General features: G+C 45.1%; 17 protein-coding genes. 16 read left to right on the top strand and 1 reads right to left on the bottom strand.

What is annotated here, in order from left to right:
• Positions 1 to 93 precede the first annotated feature (93 nt).
• From BW944_RS02385 to pyrE, 13 genes are all read left to right on the top strand, one after another.
• Complete coding sequence (locus BW944_RS02385) at positions 94 to 606, top strand: DivIVA domain-containing protein (protein ID WP_076556738.1); 513 nt, start codon at positions 94 to 96, stop codon at positions 604 to 606.
• Positions 607 to 806: 200 nt separating this feature from the next.
• Positions 807 to 1,280: a signal peptidase II gene (gene lspA, locus BW944_RS02380; RefSeq protein ID WP_076556737.1), complete on the top strand. Its 474-nt coding sequence runs from the start codon at positions 807 to 809 to the stop codon at positions 1,278 to 1,280.
• On the top strand, positions 1,277 to 2,185 hold the full coding sequence (locus tag BW944_RS02375; protein ID WP_076556736.1) for an RluA family pseudouridine synthase: 909 nt from the start codon (positions 1,277 to 1,279) through the stop codon (positions 2,183 to 2,185). Before lspA ends, BW944_RS02375 begins: the two co-directional genes overlap by 4 nt.
• A 142-nt stretch (positions 2,186 to 2,327) precedes the next feature.
• Entirely contained in the window at positions 2,328 to 2,870 is a 543-nt protein-coding gene (gene pyrR, locus BW944_RS02370) for a bifunctional pyr operon transcriptional regulator/uracil phosphoribosyltransferase PyrR (RefSeq protein WP_076556735.1), read from the top strand.
• Positions 2,871 to 3,011: 141 nt separating this feature from the next.
• Positions 3,012 to 4,373 carry a uracil-xanthine permease family protein gene (locus BW944_RS02365; RefSeq protein ID WP_076556734.1) on the top strand — a complete coding sequence of 454 codons (1,362 nt, stop codon included), beginning with the start codon at positions 3,012 to 3,014 and terminating at the stop codon, positions 4,371 to 4,373.
• A gap of 11 nt (positions 4,374 to 4,384) precedes the next feature.
• The gene (locus BW944_RS02360; protein ID WP_076556733.1) at positions 4,385 to 5,305 is read left to right on the top strand and encodes an aspartate carbamoyltransferase catalytic subunit; all 921 of its coding nucleotides are present in this window, start codon (positions 4,385 to 4,387) and stop codon (positions 5,303 to 5,305) included.
• Positions 5,253 to 6,530 (top strand): dihydroorotase, encoded by a 1,278-nt coding sequence (locus BW944_RS02355; RefSeq protein ID WP_076556732.1) that lies wholly within the window; start codon positions 5,253 to 5,255, stop codon positions 6,528 to 6,530. Before BW944_RS02360 ends, BW944_RS02355 begins: the two co-directional genes overlap by 53 nt.
• Complete coding sequence (gene carA / locus BW944_RS02350) at positions 6,527 to 7,612, top strand: glutamine-hydrolyzing carbamoyl-phosphate synthase small subunit (protein ID WP_076556731.1); 1,086 nt, start codon at positions 6,527 to 6,529, stop codon at positions 7,610 to 7,612. Before BW944_RS02355 ends, carA begins: the two co-directional genes overlap by 4 nt.
• Positions 7,605 to 10,796 carry a carbamoyl-phosphate synthase large subunit gene (gene carB, locus BW944_RS02345; protein WP_076556730.1) on the top strand — a complete coding sequence of 1,064 codons (3,192 nt, stop codon included), beginning with the start codon at positions 7,605 to 7,607 and terminating at the stop codon, positions 10,794 to 10,796. Before carA ends, carB begins: the two co-directional genes overlap by 8 nt.
• Complete coding sequence (locus tag BW944_RS02340) at positions 10,793 to 11,524, top strand: dihydroorotate dehydrogenase electron transfer subunit (RefSeq protein WP_076556729.1); 732 nt, start codon at positions 10,793 to 10,795, stop codon at positions 11,522 to 11,524. Before carB ends, BW944_RS02340 begins: the two co-directional genes overlap by 4 nt.
• Positions 11,521 to 12,453, top strand: a complete 933-nt coding sequence (locus BW944_RS02335; RefSeq protein ID WP_076556728.1) for a dihydroorotate dehydrogenase — start codon at positions 11,521 to 11,523, stop codon at positions 12,451 to 12,453. The genes BW944_RS02340 and BW944_RS02335 overlap by 4 nt, the downstream gene beginning before the upstream one ends.
• A complete protein-coding gene (pyrF, locus tag BW944_RS02330; RefSeq protein WP_076556727.1) occupies positions 12,419 to 13,120 on the top strand; it encodes an orotidine-5'-phosphate decarboxylase in 702 nt (233 codons plus the stop codon). The genes BW944_RS02335 and pyrF overlap by 35 nt, the downstream gene beginning before the upstream one ends.
• A complete protein-coding gene (gene pyrE, locus BW944_RS02325; RefSeq protein ID WP_076556726.1) occupies positions 13,107 to 13,712 on the top strand; it encodes an orotate phosphoribosyltransferase in 606 nt (201 codons plus the stop codon). Before pyrF ends, pyrE begins: the two co-directional genes overlap by 14 nt.
• 234 nt (positions 13,713 to 13,946) lie before the next feature.
• Here the strand turns inward: pyrE and BW944_RS02320 are convergent, their stop codons facing one another.
• On the bottom strand, positions 13,947 to 15,692 hold the full coding sequence (locus tag BW944_RS02320; protein ID WP_076556725.1) for an Rqc2 family fibronectin-binding protein: 1,746 nt from the start codon (positions 15,690 to 15,692) through the stop codon (positions 13,947 to 13,949).
• Positions 15,693 to 15,907: 215 nt separating this feature from the next.
• Between BW944_RS02320 and remA the strand changes: the two genes are divergently transcribed.
• From remA to rpoZ, 3 genes are read left to right on the top strand one after another with little or no spacing between them, the layout of a single operon-like run.
• Entirely contained in the window at positions 15,908 to 16,171 is a 264-nt protein-coding gene (remA, locus tag BW944_RS02315) for an extracellular matrix/biofilm regulator RemA (protein WP_076556724.1), read from the top strand.
• A gap of 13 nt (positions 16,172 to 16,184) precedes the next feature.
• The gene (gene gmk, locus BW944_RS02310) at positions 16,185 to 16,805 is read left to right on the top strand and encodes a guanylate kinase (protein WP_076556723.1); all 621 of its coding nucleotides are present in this window, start codon (positions 16,185 to 16,187) and stop codon (positions 16,803 to 16,805) included.
• Complete coding sequence (rpoZ, locus tag BW944_RS02305; RefSeq protein ID WP_076556722.1) at positions 16,802 to 17,029, top strand: DNA-directed RNA polymerase subunit omega; 228 nt, start codon at positions 16,802 to 16,804, stop codon at positions 17,027 to 17,029. Before gmk ends, rpoZ begins: the two co-directional genes overlap by 4 nt.
• The last annotated feature ends 64 nt before the right edge of the window (positions 17,030 to 17,093 follow it).

Below are 17,093 nucleotides of genomic sequence, written 5' to 3'. Positions count from 1 at the left end.
TTTTCAGGGTAGCATTATAAAAAGAAATCAGGACCGTTCTTTGTTTCAGTGGAATAAGGTGCCATAGAAAAGAAGTTCAAGGAGGTGGGTCGTATGCCGTTAACACCGCTGGATATACACAATAAGGAATTCTCTCGCGGGTTTCGAGGGTATAATGAAGATGAAGTGAATGAATTTTTGGATCAGGTGATCAAGGACTATGAAGTGGTTGTCCGCCAGAAAAAAGAGCTCGAAGGGGAAGTGGATCGTCTCAATGAAAGATTAACTCATTTCAACAACATAGAAGAGACGTTGAACAAATCTATTCTCATAGCTCAGGAGACAGCTGAAGAAGTCAAAGGTAATGCTACAAAAGAATCGAAACTGATCATCAAAGAGGCCGAGAATAATGCAGACAGGATCGTTAATGACGCACTTGAAAAATCCCGTCGTATCTCGATTGAAGTGGAAGAAATGAAAAAACAGGCTAAGGTTTTCAAAACCCGGCTCCGAATGCTTGTAGAAGCTCAGATTGATATGATCGAAAACGATGAATGGGATCGTCTCTTTGATGAAGAAGTGGAATCTGATCAGATCAAAGAAGAGTATACCTCATCCAATTCATGATGGAAGAAGCCTTTCCCGTGTAGGGGAAGGCTTTTTCATGTGAACAGGTATTGCTTGAAAGGCTCAGTACTGTTAACCATCAGAGAGAACATGAGTAATGAAAATCTCGACGGGTGATGAACACTCCTTATATAATATTATTGGTTTTATTTGTGATAATGGTATAATGGCAAAGGAAAAGACACGGATGGAGGATATTTATGATTTGGTTATATGGATTATCATTTTTCGTAATACTAATAGATCAGATTACTAAATGGCTCGTCACCATGTTCATGGAAGTAGGAGAACGAATCGCCATAGTCGATTCTTTTTTGTATTTGACTTCTCATCGGAATCAGGGTGCTGCCTGGGGGATTCTACAGGGACAGATGACTTTTTTCTATATCATTACTGTTATTATAGTAGCGTTTCTTGTGTATTACATGCAGACTCAAGCGAAAGAAAGTAAGTGGAGCGGCATCGCGCTTTCGCTGCTTTTGGCCGGCGCTATCGGAAACTTCATCGATCGTCTGTTCAGAAAAGAAGTGGTCGATTTTGTAGATGTATATATCGGAAATTATAACTATCCTATTTTCAATGTGGCGGACGCTTCATTAAGCATTGGTGTCGTTTTGTTTCTGATAGCGACATTTATAGAGGAAAAGAAACAGAAGGAGGCGAAGACGTCATGAGTGAGCAGAAGCAGGTTTTAGAAGAAGATAGTTCCAAAAGGATCGATAAATGGCTAAGCGATCATTTAGAAGACGTATCGAGAGCTCAAGTCCAGCAATGGATACGGGAACATCATGTGTCCGTCAATAGCAAGCATGTAAAAAGCAATTACAAAATCCAGGCTGGAGACATTGTGGAATGGAGCATTCCTGAAGTGAAACCGGCTACTATTGAAAAGGAAAATATACCGCTTTCGATTATATATGAGGATGAAGATCTTTTGGTCGTTAACAAACCTGTAGGAATGGTTGTTCACCCTTCAGCGGGGCATTACAGTGGCACACTCGTCAACGCACTTCTATACCACTGCAATGACCTCTCTGGTATAAATGGTGTGGAGCGTCCTGGCATTGTTCACCGGATTGATAAGGATACGAGTGGATTACTGATGGTTGCCAAGAATGATAAGGCCCATCAGCATCTTGCGGAACAACTGCAGGATAAAGAGGTGGAGCGAACCTATGAAGCGATAGCGCACGGGGTGATTCCGCACGATCATGGAACGATAGACGCTCCGATAGGTCGTGATCCTAAAGAGCGTCAACGTATGGCTGTCACTCAAGAAGGAAAAGAAGCAGTAACCCATTTCACCGTAGAAAAAAGATTCGCCGATTTCACACACCTCACTTGCAAATTAGAAACAGGAAGAACGCACCAGATCCGCGTTCATATGCGATATATTGAGCATCCACTTGCCGGTGATCCAAAATACGGTCCCCGTAAAACATTACCTCTTCCGGGACAGGCTCTTCATGCAAAAACACTGACATTCACTCATCCTGCGAATGGTGAGAAGCTTCACTTTACAGTACAGCCTCCTGAACATTTCCAAGATTGTTTACGTCAATTAGAAGAAGCTTATTGACAAAGGAACTGCCTTCTGTAATAATGTACGACAAGTGAATAAGACCTTTAATCACAGTCCCGTGAGGCTGAAAAGGAGACGGATATTTACCCTTTTCTGCCTACGTATGTCAGAAAAGGGTTTTTTATTAGGGGGAGACAGGATGAATAAAAAAACAGCAGTACTCGATGATGCAGCAATCAGGCGTACACTAACCAGACTCTCTCATGAAATAGTCGAAAGAAACAAAGGCGTAGAAGATCTGGTTCTTATCGGTGTGAAAACAAGAGGCGTGCCTCTTGCGACAAGAATTAAGGATAAAATCACAGATATCGAAGGTGTCTCGCTTCCTCAAGGGGAACTCGATATAACGTTGTATCGCGATGACCTGAAGGAAATCACTGACAACCGCGAACCGGAAATCAAGGCCTCTTCTCTTCCGGTAGACATCAGCGGGAAGAAAGTGATACTCGTGGATGATGTGCTTTACACAGGTCGGACGGTGCGTGCCGCAATGGACGCACTTATCGACCTTGGCAGACCCTCTTCGATACAGCTGGCTGTGCTTGTGGACCGGGGTCACAGAGAATTGCCGATTCGAGCAGATTTCGTAGGTAAAAATATACCAACGTCGAAAGATGAAATTGTCACAGTTTATGTGAATGAAACGGATGAAAAGGAAGAAGTAGTGATTTATGGAAAATGAATAGAATTACCTTTAATGAACGTCCCGTGAGACTTCAAAGGTAAGGAGTAGAGCACAGGTGTAGTGGACACCTGGGCAGAAACCTCTTTGCTTATTGAAGCGAAGAGGTTTTTTTGTAGCAAAATATAGGGGGAGATTTCCATGAACAAAGAACAGACCGTATACGATATCGAAGAACGTCCGACTATAGCGAAATGGCTTGTACTCAGCCTTCAGCATTTGTTTGCCATGTTTGGGGCGACGATCCTGGTCCCATTCCTCACTGGTTTATCACCTTCTGTCGCACTCGTGGCAAGTGGAACCGGTACACTGGCTTACCTCCTTATTACCCGAGGGAAGGTTCCTGCATACTTAGGGTCGAGTTTCGCTTTCATCTATCCTATATCCCAGATTTCTGAGACAGCGGGGGTGGCCGGAGCTATGGTCGGAAGTTTCCTCGCGGGGCTGGTTTACGGAGCCGCTTCCTTGCTCATCATGGCATTTGGAGTAAGATGGCTGACCAGACTCTTGCCACCGGTAGTAGTAGGGCCGGTCATCATGGTGATCGGACTTGGACTTGCTACAACAGCTGTAGACATGGCGATGTATGAACCGGGGAGTGACGACGTTTACAGTACCATCCATATCGTAACGGCTTTTATAACCCTCGGAGCGACAATCATAGCGATGGTTTTCTTAAAAGGAATTTTTCGACTGATCCCGATCTTGATCGGCATCATCGTCGGGTATTCATTCGCTTTGATCAATGGCATCGTAGATACTTCCGGTATCCGTTCGGAATGGGAAAGTTGGACAAGCACGGAATCCTTCGCTGGATTTTTACAGGCATTCTTTCAGACACCTGATTTTCTTCTACCCTTTGTCGATTATTCACCACTCAGTGTGCTCAGCTTCGATATCGCACTTTTAATGATGCCTTTCGCGCTTGTAACACTAGCGGAACATGTAGGAGATCAAATGGTATTATCCAAAGTCACAGGGAGGAACTTTTTGAAGAATCCTGGTCTTGACAGAACAATACTCGGGGACGGTACTGCGACATTAATTGCAAGTGTCTTAGGAGGACCGCCGAATACGACTTACGGCGAAAACATCGGAGTATTGGCAGTGACGAGAGTGTTCAGTGTTTTTGTTATAGGTTTGGCGGCAGTATTCGCTATCCTGTTTGGCTGGATTGGAATGGTGACGGTTTTAATAAGTTCAATCCCTCAAGCTGTCATGGGAGGAGTAAGTATTCTGTTGTTCGGGGTTATTGCAGCAAGTGGTCTGAGAATGATGATCGACCATGAGGTGGATCTCGGAGAAAACCGTAACCTGGTGATCACCTCCGTAATTCTTGTAACTGGGGTAGGCGGGGCTTTCATTCGGCTCTCCCCTCAGGTGGAACTCGGAGGAATGGCTCTCGCTGCTATTGTAGGAATCTTGCTCAATTTGCTCATACCGAGATCAGAAGAAGAGAAGCAGCAGAAGTCAGTATTTGAACAGGAAAAGGATATCGCCTAGGAGGTATAGGAATGAAACACTTACTATCTATGCACCAATTGAGTAACGACATGATTTTTTCTCTTTTGGAAAAGACTGAATGTATGAAAAAAGGTGAAGGTAAGACGTTACAGGGTAGTTTTGCCGCGAATCTATTTCTTGAGCCGAGCACGAGGACGAAACAAAGCTTTTATGTAGCTGAAAAAAGACTGGGAATGGAAGTATTGGATGTGGAAGCGGAGAGGTCAAGTGTCTTAAAAGGAGAATCTCTATATGATTCGGTCCGAACTCTTGAAGCGCTTGGAGCAGACGTCCTTGCTATCCGGCAATCAGAACGGGGGGCTCTTTCGAAAATTGCTGAGCATAGTGAAGTTTCGATTATAAATGCAGGAGATGGGACAGGAGAACACCCGACACAAAGCCTTTTGGACCTTTATACGATTTATGAGGAATTCGGGGGATTCAAGGATCTTACTGTGACAATCGCCGGGGATATCAAACATAGCAGAGTAGCGAGATCGAATGCATATGCTCTCAAACAATTAGGAGCCGACATTCAATTTTCCGCTCCGGAGCAATGGAGAGAAACAGAAGGTGATTACGTGTCCATGGAAGAAGCGGTAGAGACGAGTGATGTTCTCATGCTTCTCAGAATCCAGAGGGAGCGTCATGAAAACCAGGATGATATCGGTTCTTATCTTACGATGTATGGATTGACGAAGGAACGGGAGAAATGCATGAAAGAAAGAGCAATCATCATGCATCCGGCGCCGGTAAATAGAGGAGTAGAAATAGACTCGTCGCTGGTGGAATGCTCAAAATCCCGTATTTTCAAACAGATGAAAAATGGAGTTTTCATGAGAATGGCTATTATAGATGAATTAATGGAGGGGAAGCAGAATGAAGATCACAAACGCTTTTCGTTGGGACAAGGAATCTGTGCAACTATGTGAAATCAGGGTGAAAGAAGGAATCATCATTGAAATAGCATCGAACCTTTCTGAGGAAGAAGATGAAGAGGTCTTCGATGCGCAAGGGACATTTGTATCTCCAGGATTCACGGACGTACATGTACATTTGAGAGAGCCTGGGGGCGAGTACAAAGAAACGATTGCATCAGGTACAGAAGCGGCTTTGAGGGGCGGGTTCACGACAATTTGTCCTATGCCGAATACAGAACCGGTCCCTGACACTGTAGAGCATTTAGAAGCGTTGAAAGAGAAGATAAACGAAAGTTCACTTGTGGAAGTGTTACCTTATGCAGCCATTACTTCCGGACAAAAAGGAAAAGACCTCAACGACCTGAAAGCGTTGAAAGGGGCGGATGCCTTTGCCTTTACCGATGACGGAGTCGGTATTCAGTCAGCTGCGAAGATGAAAGAAGCGATGGAACAGGCGGCACAATTACATATGCCGATTGTCGCTCATTGTGAGGACAACAGCTTAGCAGGCAACGGTGTAGTACATGAAGGTGCTGTATCAAAAAGGCTTGGTCTGCCGGGGATCCCTCCCAGTGCAGAAGCGGCACATATTGCAAGAGACGCATTATTGGCTGAGGAAACGGGGTGTCATTATCATGTGTGTCACGTATCATCGAAGGAATCTGTAAGGGTTATCCGTAATGCCAAAGAAGCAGGGATCCATGTTACCGCAGAAGTGACTCCTCATCATTTATTACTGACGGAAAATGACATCATCGAGGACGATGGGATGTATAAAATGAATCCTCCTCTCCGTGAAGAAACGGATCGACAGGCTCTCATAAGCGGTCTCGAAGACGGTACAATCGACTGTATAGCAACAGATCATGCCCCCCATGCGGAACATGAAAAGCAGCAATCCATGAAACAGGCACCTTTCGGGATAACAGGCCTGGAGACGGCATTTCCACTCCTGTATTCTTATTTCGTTCAACGCGGAAGTTGGAGTCTCGGTCAACTCATCAACTGGATGACGACGGCACCGAGAAAAATCTTTTCTCTTCCAAAAAGGGAACTCGAACCTATGCATCCTGCCACACTGACGTTCATCGATATGACGGGAAATGAAAAAATAGACAGATATACATTTTCTTCTAAAGGAAAGAATACACCATTCCACGGAGTATCAGCCAGCGGTTTCCCGCTTTTTACGATGATTTCCGGGGAGATAGTCTGGAAGGGGAGGCAAGGACAATGAAAAAAATCATTCTTGAAGATGGAACGATTTTGACAGGGGAAGGCTTCGGAAGCGACAGGGAAGTTTTTGGTGAAATTGTTTTTCAAACGGGGATGACCGGCTACCAGGAAGTGATGTCCGACCCTTCCTATTGCGGTCAGATCATCACTTTCACCTATCCGTTGATTGGTAATTACGGAGTGAACCGGGACGACTTCGAAACCATTTTCCCATCTTTATTCGGAGTGGTAGTGAAAGAACATTGTGAATTTCCTTCGAATTTCCGTAACGAAGAATCGATCGACTCTTTCCTGAAATCGAGAGACATACCTGGAATAAGTGGAGTGGATACAAGATACCTCACCAAAGTGATCCGGAAGAATGGCACAATGAAAGCGATGATTGTAAACGGAGATCGAGACCCGGAAGAAGTACTTAAAAAAATGAACAGCTCCGATCTGCCGATCGACCAGGTACCGCGAGTTTCTACAGTTAAACCTTACGTTATTCCTCATAGAGGAGAGCGTATCGTTGTTATAGATTACGGGATAAAAAGTGGTCTGTTACGTGCATTCACTGAAAGAAATTGTCATATAACGGTGGTTCCTTATAACACTTCTGCAGAAGAAATAATGCGGCAAAAGCCGGATGGTGTGTTTTTATCGAATGGCCCAGGAGATCCGGCTCATATTCCTGAAGCGACTGCAACTGTCGAAAAGTTGATAGGGAAAGTTCCGATTTTTGGAGTTTGTATGGGGCATCACATCATAGCCAGAGCCTGCGGAGCAACTACAAGTAAATTGCATTTCGGTCATCGGGGAGTGAATCAGCCGGTATTTGATGTGAAGACGGAACGTACGTACATGACTTCCCAGAATCACGGCTATTCAGTCGACGATAATTCAATTATGTCAACTGAACTCAAAGTCACCGAATATTCTTTGAATGATAGGACAGTCGAAGCCCTCGAACATACTAAGCATCCGGTGTTTTCGGTTCAGTACCATCCGGAAAGTACTCCAGGGCCGGAGGATACCGGTCATCTATTCGAAAAATTTCTGAATAACATACGTCAGGAAAAAGGAGTGAGAAAGTATGTCTGAACAAAATACTATCAAAAAAATCCTTGTCATCGGTTCCGGACCGATTGTCATCGGCCAGGCTGCAGAATTTGATTATTCAGGAACACAGGCCTGTCAATCACTGAAAGAGGAAGGGTATGAAGTCATTTTGGCAAATTCGAATCCGGCTACTATCATGACGGATTATACCTTTGCAGATCAGGTATACATGGAACCTTTAACGGTGGAATTCATGTCGAAAATAATTCGCAAGGAACGCCCTGATGCTCTTCTTCCTACACTCGGAGGGCAGGTCGGATTGAATTTGGCTGTGGAGTTGGACCAGACCGGTATTTTAGAAGAAATGAATGTGAATCTTCTCGGAACATCTCTCGAAGCGATCCAGAAAGCCGAGGACCGGGAACTTTTCCGGTCACTCATGAGAGATATAGGACAACCGGTGCCGGAGAGTGACATCGTATCATCTGTAGAAGAAGCACTCACCTCAGCAGTCGATATCGGCTACCCTGTCATTGTGCGGCCCGCTTATACTATGGGAGGCGCCGGTGGAGGCATTTGTAATGATGAAGAAGAACTGGCGCAGATAGTCAGATCGGGTCTTGATTTCTCTCCTGTCCATCAGTGTCTTATAGAAAAGAATATAGCGGGATTCAAAGAGATTGAAATGGAAGTGATGAGGGACCACCGGGATAACTGTATAATTGTCTGTTCCATGGAAAACATAGACCCGGTCGGTATCCATACCGGGGATTCTATTGTTATCGCACCGACTCAGACACTCAGTGACAGGGATTTTCAACGGCTCAGGAACGCTTCGACAGAAATCATCCGTTCACTCCAGATAGAGGGAGGATGTAACGTCCAGTTGGCTATGGACCCTGAAAGCTTCGATTATTACGTGATTGAAGTAAATCCTAGAGTCAGCAGATCTTCGGCACTCGCGTCGAAAGCGACCGGCTATCCTATCGCTAAAATTGCGGCGAAAATCGCAGTAGGTATGACATTGGATGAAATTCGGAATCCGGTGACTGAAACGACGTATGCCTGTTTCGAACCTTCCCTCGATTATGTCGTGTGTAAAATACCACGCTGGCCGTTTGATAAATTCGAAGATGGTAATCGGATTTTAGGTACACAAATGAAAGCGACCGGGGAAGTAATGGCGATGGGGCGTACTCTTGAAGAAGCTTTGTTGAAGGGGGTGAGGTCTCTTGAACAGACGGATGGTGATTTCTATGACCCGTTATTTGACGGCTTCACTGAAGAAGAACTCCTCAGTCATATGCAGAGAGCTGACGATCGACGGTTGTTCGTTTTAGCCGAAGCGATAAGACGTGGAATGAAGCTTGAGGACATCCATGATCAAACGAAAATCGACTGGTTTTTCCTGCGTAAATTGGAATCGATTCTACTTCTCGAAAAAGAACTGGGAGAGGAAGGCTGGACTCCTGAGCGGATCAGGGTCGCTAAACAGAAAGGATTCTCGGACCGTCAACTAGCCCGTGTCCTGGACACTACAATAGAAGCGATCAGCAACAGAAGACAAGAAGCAGGGATTACTCCTGTTTATAAAATGGTGGATACCTGCGCGGGTGAATTCGAGTCGACCACTCCCTACTATTACTCGTCCTATGAAACGTATAATGAATCCGAAGTCACAGAAAAGGAAAAAGTTCTCGTGGTAGGGTCCGGGCCGATACGGATCGGCCAGGGCGTCGAGTTCGATTATGCAACCGTGCATTCCGTATTCGCCCTGAGAAATATGGGGTATGAAGCGATTATCATCAACAATAATCCGGAAACCGTGTCTACAGATTTCAGTGTTTCCGACAAATTGTATTTTGAACCGCTCACGGTAGAAGATGTGATGAACGTGATTGAACTTGAACAGCCGGAAGGGGTCATTTTACAGTTCGGTGGACAAACGGCAGTAAATCTTGCGGACGGGCTTCGTGAACGGGGGGTGCCTATTCTCGGCACGACGATCGAATCCATACGGCAGACGGAGGACAGAGATTCTTTTGAGAGTTTATTGAATGAACTCGAAGTTCTGCATCCTGGAGGAGAAAGTGTCGAAGAAAAAGAAGAAGCTTATCGTGTAGCAGAAAGAATCGGCTACCCGGTTCTGGTACGACCATCTTATGTCCTCGGTGGAAGAGCGATGGAAATCGTATACTCGGAAGAAGAACTGGCTTACTATCTGACCAGGTTCGTATCGAACGGGCATCCGGTACTGATTGATAAATATGTAACTGGTAAAGAAGTGGAAGTAGATGCTATTTCGGATGGAAAAGACGTAGTAATACCTGGAATCATGGAGCATATAGAAAGAGCAGGTGTCCACTCCGGTGACTCGATGGCAGTCTATCCTCCCCAGCGTCTTTCAAAAGACATCAAGAGGCAACTTGAAGAGGCGACGGTGAAAATCGCTAAGAACCTTCCATTGAAAGGACTCATCAATATACAGTTTGTTGTCCATGAAGAGAAGGCATATGTGCTGGAAGTGAATCCTAGAGCCAGCCGAACCGTTCCATTTCTAAGTAAAATCACAGGAATTCAGATGGCGAGACTTGCTACAAAAGTAATGATGGGACAGACGTTAGCGAACGAGGGTTTAAAAACCGGGGTCGCACCTGAACAGGAAGGGATATACGTCAAAGTTCCGGTTTTCTCATTTCAGAAATTGAGAAGCGTGGATACCACACTCGGCCCTGAAATGAAATCGACCGGAGAAGTAATCGGTTATGATGAAACCCTTGATAAAGCTCTTTATAAAGGAATGCTGGCAGCTGGATTGAAGATTCCTGAGCATGGCAGTGTATTATTGACCGTAGCCGACAAAGACAAAGAAGAAGTTGAAGCCATCGCTGCTTCGCTCGTGGACCTTGGCTTCGATCTATTGGCCACCGCAGGAACGGCAGCCTTCCTGGAGGAGAAGAATCTCCCGGTGAAGACGGTCGGAAAAGTCGGTGAGCAGGGGGACGTTCTATCAGTGATTCGCGAAGAGAAAGTGCAGATGGTTATCAATACGCTGAACAGAAAGCGAAAAGCGCATACGGACGGTTTCCGGATCAGACGAGAAGCTGTGGAGTATGGAAAAGCATGCTTCACGAGTATCGATACAGCTTCAGCAGCAGTAGGTATATTAAAGTCGATGAGTTTCACATCGCGTCCCCTTTTGAATCGGGAGGAGACCTACTCATGAATCTTCGGAATATGAAAGTAGCAGGGAACAGAAAAATTGCTGCAGACACTTATGAGTTAAAACTATACACTGGACCAGATTTTAAGACCTCTCCCGGACAGTTCGTCCATGTATTGGTCGACCCTCCCCATTACCTTAGGCGCCCCCTGTCAGTTGCTTCGATTTCTCGAGATGAACTGACGCTGGTGTACAAAACTTTTGGAGAAGGGACAAAGACATTAGCAGGCAAGAAGATAGGGGAAGAAATAAATATCCTTGGTCCTCTCGGTAACGGTTTTACATTTCCGGAAGAAAAGAGGGTGATGTTGATCGGTGGAGGGGTAGGTGTGCCGCCGCTGCTTGAACTCGCTTCCGATTTACACGAAATGGGTAAGAGTATTCATGCTGTTCTCGGATTCAAATCGGAGCAGGACGTATTTTACGAAGAAGAACTGAAGGGTTTTGCTGAAGTCACCGTAGTTACTGAGGACGGTTCCTATGGAAAAAAAGGACTGGTGACCGAATGGCTGGATGATAGTGCTGACATCTTTTATGCGTGTGGGCCGAACCCGATGTTGAGAGCCCTTTTGACCGAACTCGAAATTCCGGGTTTCATTTCCATGGAAGAGCGAATGGGGTGTGCGATAGGAGCATGTTTCGCCTGTACGATCGAGACGACCGACGGAGGATATGTCAATGTATGTAAAGATGGTCCGGTATTTCCAAAAGACAAGGTGGTGCTACCATGAAGCTGAGTCAGACTTTACCTGGCCTGAAGTTGAAGAATCCGGTCATGCCTGCTTCCGGCTGTTTTAGTTTCGGAAAAGAGTACGCTCAGTTCTATGACCTGAATCGTCTTGGGGCTATTGTAATGAAAGCAGCTACGAAGGACTCCCGTTTCGGTAATAAAACTCCGAGAGTGGCGGAGACTTCCAGTGGAATGCTTAATGCGATCGGGCTACAAAATCCCGGAGTGGATAACATTATTAACGAAGAGCTTCCTTTTCTTGATACGTTTTCGACTCCGAAGATAGCGAATATCGCAGGGTCTACAACGGAGGAATATGAAGAGGTGACTGAAAAGCTTTCCTCCCATGTAGACGCGGTGGAATTGAATATTTCCTGTCCAAACGTGAAAGAGGGAGGGATCCAGTTCGGTACGGACCCCGCACTCGCTTCGGAAGTCGTGCGTGCGGTAAAGAGAAAATCGAAGGTACCCGTGTACGTCAAGCTTTCCCCGAATGTTTCGGATATCAAAGGGATGGCTGTTGCCTGTGAAGAGGCGGGAGCAGACGGATTATCGATGATCAATACTCTGACTGGAATGCAAATTCTGAAAGAAAAAAGAAAGCCCCTGCTCGCCAATAATACTGGAGGTTTGTCAGGACCTGCGATCAAGCCGATAGCCATCAGGATGATCTATGAAGTCTATCCGCACGTCTCTATTCCGATTATAGGGATGGGAGGAATCGAAACGGCTGAAGACGTACTGGAATTTTTGCTGGCGGGTGCTTCTGCTACAGCTGTGGGTACTGCCAATTTCCATCAGCCCCTCATTATGCCTGAAATTATAGATGCACTTCCGGGGATTCTCGAAAAATATGGTTTATCTTCCGTTCATGAAGCGATCGGAGGTGCTCATGATGAAAACATTGCATCCTCTCTATATAGCTCTTGATTTTTCAAATGGGGAAGAAGCTCTTACTTTCTTGAATAAGAATAAGCTCACAGAAGTTCCGGTGAAAGTCGGGATGGAGCTTTTTTATAGAGAAGGACCTCCTATTGTACGAAATTTACGGGAGAGAGGCCATCCTGTCTTCCTTGATGTGAAAGTCCATGATATTCCGAATACTGCGGAAGGAGCTGTGAGAAGCCTTGCCTCCCTTGATGTAGATATCCTAACCATCCACGCCCAGGGGGGAAATGAAATGATGAGACGGGCCAAGGCAGCTGCCGGAAACACTGCGGTTTTTGCTGTAACTCATTTGACCTCTATGACTACCGAAACGCTGAATCAGGAGCTTGGAGTTATGGGGGAATTGAGCGACATCGTCGCACGTCTTGCCACTCAAGCAGAAGAATGTGGAATTGATGGCGTAGTGTGCTCTGTACATGAAATGGAAGCGATAAGAGAGAAAACGGGGGAGAGGTTCCTGACGCTTACGCCCGGAATCCGGCTTCTGGAGGGGGATCATCATGATCAGAAAAGAACTGCCACTCCAAGTCTTGCAAAAGAAAAGGGAGCAAATACTATCGTCGTAGGAAGAGCAATCACAGAAGCGGAAAATCCGAAGGAAGTCTATGAATTTATAAAAAAGGAGATGGGAGCAAATGAATCTGACTGAGAGCTTAATGTATATTGGAGCGATCCAAATCGACACCGATAACATGTTTACCTGGTCTTCGGGAATAAAGTCCCCGATTTACTGTGATAACAGATTGACGATTTCCTACCCCGTCATAAGAAAAGAGATAAGTCGGCGGTTGGCCCGTAGGATACAGGAATTTCCGGGTCACGTCGACGTAATCGCCGGATGTGCAACAGCTGGTATCCCTCACGCTGCCTGGGTTGCGGAAGAACTCGGGCTTCCGATGGTTTACGTTCGGGGTTCGAAAAAAAGCCACGGGAAAGAGAATCTAATTGAAGGAGTAGTGAAGGAAGACCAGCATGCTGTAGTGATTGAAGACCTCATTTCGACGGGAGCTTCCTCTATCCATGCCGCTAACGTTCTTCGAGAGAAAGGGGTCCAAATAGAAGGTGTGCTCAGTATTTTTACATATGAGCTTTCCCGTGCTTACGACGCTTTCGAAAATGAAAAGTTGAATTTCGATTCGTTGCTCAACTATTCGGATTTGATCGAAGCACTCCCTTTGGACGAAGAGAGCAGAAAGATTCTGGAGAAGTGGCGGGAAGATATGAACGAACCTGTGGATTGATATACTCAAAAAACATATAAAGCGACATATTTTTTCATCTTTTGTACCTTCAATTAACAACAGGCTTTTACAGAGACGTTTATGCAAAGATATTTGCACCATGATACATGAAAATTTTCAGGGTAGACTTCTCATTATAAGTCTATGAAACGAATGAAGATAAAAGATCCGAACAATTTTTTTGTTCGGATCTTTTATCTTTAAGGTTAGATTGTCCCTAAGGCTGATTTCCAATTATACTTTTTCAGAAGACTGACTATCATTCTTACTCGCGTTTTGCTTCAACTGTTTAACTACTTTTTCTTCAGGCGTAACAAAAAGTGTTTTCTGATGATCATAAGTGACAAAACCTGGTTTGGCCCCAGAGGGCTTTTTCACATGTCTGATTTTCGTATAATCGATAGGAACGGAAGCGGAAGCCGAAAACTTACTGAAGTATGCTGCTAGTTGAGCGGCTTCATGCAATGTCTCTTCAGTAGGGTCATTATCTTTGATTACGACGTGTGAGCCAGGAATATCTTTAGCATGGAGCCAGACGTCTTCCTTGTGGGCAAGTCGATTCGTAACATATTCGTTCTGCAGGTTATTCCTTCCGACATACATCTCTGTTTTATCCGAGGACATATATTTTTCGGGAGAAGGTTTTTTCTTCTTGTTCTTCCGCTTGCCTGTATTGGCCCGTTTCTTCATATAACCCTGATCTCGCAGTTCATCTCTGATATCTTCTACATCTTGAGAGCGTGCGGATTCAATCTGCTGAAGCAGACGTTCCAGATACTCTATTTCTCCGTAGGTCTTCTGTATTTCCTTGTCTACGTACAATTTTGAGTTTTTCAGCTTCTGGTACGTTTGAAATAGACTTTGGGCGTTCTCACTTGGAGATTTATTCGGGTTTAGGTCAATCGTCAATTCAGGCTGTTCCTCCTGGTAATAGTCGGTGACCGTCACTGATTTGTCTCCGGTTTTCACCATGTGCATATGGGCCGTCAGAAGTTCACCAAGTTTCTGATAATCTTCTGCAGCTTCCGATTTCTTCAGAGTTTCTTCATGTTTTTTGATTTTGCGGTGGTTTTTATCGATTTCGTTTTTAAGGAAACGATGCAGGTCTCCGGCCTGTTGTTTCACACGATCCCTTTCAGCTTTGCCGGAGTAAAACTCATCCAGCATTTCACTGACGGAATTGAATTCGGTATGCTCGCCTGTCAAATGCGAGAGTGGAAGAACGTGGAACCATTCTTTCTCCCCCTCATAAATGGCAGGAGTATAAGAATGGGTTTCAATCAGCTGTCTCAGGGTGTCATAAGCTCCCGCATAACTGGAAGAGTCACCGAGGCCTGCTCTATAGACGATTTCTTTTGTTATCAGCGGAGAGAAGCCCATAACTATAGTAAGAAGTTGCCTGTCCATCTTGCCGGCATTGAAGTCCAGTTTTCTGACGATATCCTCGCCGGAGAGTTCTAAAGGGTGTGTTTTTCCCTGGCCCGGTGGAGCGATATACGGTTGACCTGGCATAATAGTCCGGTACGTATTCTGTGCAGGCGGCAAATGTTTTATGCTGTCGAGAATATGACCGCCTTCGTTGTCAACGAGCATGATATTAGAATGTTTACCCATAATTTCAATGACGACGGTTTTCAGCGTCTCGTCACCGATTTCATTTTTCGTACGGATCTGTAGATATACGATCCGCTCATTCTCTACCTGTTCCACCCGTTCTACAAACCCTCCGACAAGATGCTTTCTGAGCAGCATGCAAAGCATTGGGGGTTGTTTCGGGTTGTCATATGAATCCTTCGTCATATGAAACCTCGCGTAGGTGGAGTGGGCCGATACGAGAAAGGAATGATTGGTGCGGTCTTTCCGTACCTGGAATACAAGCTCCGTATCCGTAGGCTGGTATATTTTTGTGATTCTTCCTGTTTGTAACGTAGTGTTCAATTCATGAACCATCGCGCGTGTAACTATTCCATCGAATGCCATAATTTCTTCACCTCTTGCCACAGTATAGCACGGAAGACAAACGTATGTTCAACTATCGCACAAAACGAATTTTTTTGTTACACTATACATCGTGGTTATAGAAGAAAACATGAGCAAATCCAAAAAATTCGACGTATCATTTGAGAAGAGTACCGTCATTCGCCTATAATGGAAGTGATACTATGGTAGGCAGTAATTGTTGGGAGGATACAGACTTGAGCTTAAAATTGATTAATATAGGATTTGGGAACGTTGTTTCAGCAAACCGCATCATTTCGATCGTGAGCCCGGAATCAGCTCCGATCAAACGTATCATAACTATTGCAAGAGATAATAATAAGCTGGTAGATGCTACATACGGAAGACGGACGCGCGCAGTGATCGTCACTGATTCTGATCACGTCGTTCTGTCAGCTGTACAGCCGGAGACAGTCGGCCAACGTGTACTCAGTCACGAGGAAATGTCGGACGACAACTAGGGGGAACATAGGTGTGATTAAAGAAAAAGGAATTTTGTTTGTGTTATCCGGACCTTCCGGAGTTGGAAAAGGCACGGTTCGAAAGGCTCTGTTCGAACAGGATACGGCCCTTCGATACTCGATTTCCATGACAACGAGAAACCCTCGTGAAGGCGAAACCGATGGGATCGACTATTTTTTCAAAACGAGAGACGAATTCGAAAAACTTGTCTCTGAAGGTGAACTGATAGAATATGCGGAGTATGCGAATAATTATTATGGGACCCCGAAAACTTATGTGCAACAGACACTGGATGAAGGGAAGGATGTCTTCCTGGAAATAGAAGTGAACGGAGCATTGCAGGTGAGGGAAAATTTCCCTGAAGGTGTCTTTGTATTTTTGATTCCCCCTTCCCTCGAAGAACTGAAAGACAGAATAGTTAACCGGGGTACAGAGACCGAAGATAAAATCAAAGCTCGGCTTGAAGCCGCCAGAGATGAAATCGACATGATGGATAAGTATGATTATGTCGTAGTCAACGACAACATCGAACATGCGGTGAAAAAAGTACAGTCGATTGTCGTGAGTGAACATTGCAAACGTACCAGGGTTGCAAAACAATACAAACAAGCACTGGAGGATGATGAAAAATGATGCTAGAACCGTCCATTGACTCTCTGCAAAAGCAGATCAGATCAAAGTACACACTTGTTGCACTTTCCGCTCGTAGGGCGAGAGAATTGAAACAAGGCTCAGAACCACTGGTAGAGAAGACAAAATCTCCACAGTCCGTAGGAATTGCGCTTCAGGAAATCGAAGAGGGACATCTTTCCTACTCCTATGCAGATAAAGTCCATACTCGTACGGAAAAAGATTAATTACTGAGGAAGAGCCGCGTGGAAAGCGCGGCTCTTGTTTATAATAAGAATAGTGACTTGGGAA

This window comes from Salimicrobium flavidum (genome assembly GCF_900156645.1).
Classification (GTDB): Bacteria; Bacillota; Bacilli; order Bacillales; family Halobacillaceae; genus Salimicrobium; species Salimicrobium flavidum.
The sequence above is the reverse complement of the archived record's forward strand: the minus strand, read 5'-3'. Positions and strand labels throughout refer to the sequence as shown.

Bases quoted from the DNA above. Each gene is read 5' to 3' on its own strand.
- BW944_RS02385 (WP_076556738.1), top strand. From the start codon at position 94: ATGCCGTTAACACCGCTGGATATACACAATAAGGAATTCTCTCGCGGG.
- lspA (WP_076556737.1), top strand. From the start codon at position 807: ATGATTTGGTTATATGGATTATCATTTTTCGTAATACTAATAGATCAG.
- BW944_RS02375 (WP_076556736.1), top strand. From the start codon at position 1,277: ATGAGTGAGCAGAAGCAGGTTTTAGAAGAAGATAGTTCCAAAAGGATC.
- pyrR (WP_076556735.1), top strand. From the start codon at position 2,328: ATGAATAAAAAAACAGCAGTACTCGATGATGCAGCAATCAGGCGTACA.
- BW944_RS02365 (WP_076556734.1), top strand. From the start codon at position 3,012: ATGAACAAAGAACAGACCGTATACGATATCGAAGAACGTCCGACTATA.
- BW944_RS02360 (WP_076556733.1), top strand. From the start codon at position 4,385: ATGAAACACTTACTATCTATGCACCAATTGAGTAACGACATGATTTTT.
- BW944_RS02355 (WP_076556732.1), top strand. From the start codon at position 5,253: ATGAAGATCACAAACGCTTTTCGTTGGGACAAGGAATCTGTGCAACTA.
- carA (WP_076556731.1), top strand. From the start codon at position 6,527: ATGAAAAAAATCATTCTTGAAGATGGAACGATTTTGACAGGGGAAGGC.
- carB (WP_076556730.1), top strand. From the start codon at position 7,605: ATGTCTGAACAAAATACTATCAAAAAAATCCTTGTCATCGGTTCCGGA.
- BW944_RS02340 (WP_076556729.1), top strand. From the start codon at position 10,793: ATGAATCTTCGGAATATGAAAGTAGCAGGGAACAGAAAAATTGCTGCA.
- BW944_RS02335 (WP_076556728.1), top strand. From the start codon at position 11,521: ATGAAGCTGAGTCAGACTTTACCTGGCCTGAAGTTGAAGAATCCGGTC.
- pyrF (WP_076556727.1), top strand. From the start codon at position 12,419: ATGAAAACATTGCATCCTCTCTATATAGCTCTTGATTTTTCAAATGGG.
- pyrE (WP_076556726.1), top strand. From the start codon at position 13,107: ATGAATCTGACTGAGAGCTTAATGTATATTGGAGCGATCCAAATCGAC.
- BW944_RS02320 (WP_076556725.1), bottom strand. From the start codon at position 15,692: ATGGCATTCGATGGAATAGTTACACGCGCGATGGTTCATGAATTGAAC.
- rpoZ (WP_076556722.1), top strand. From the start codon at position 16,802: ATGATGCTAGAACCGTCCATTGACTCTCTGCAAAAGCAGATCAGATCA.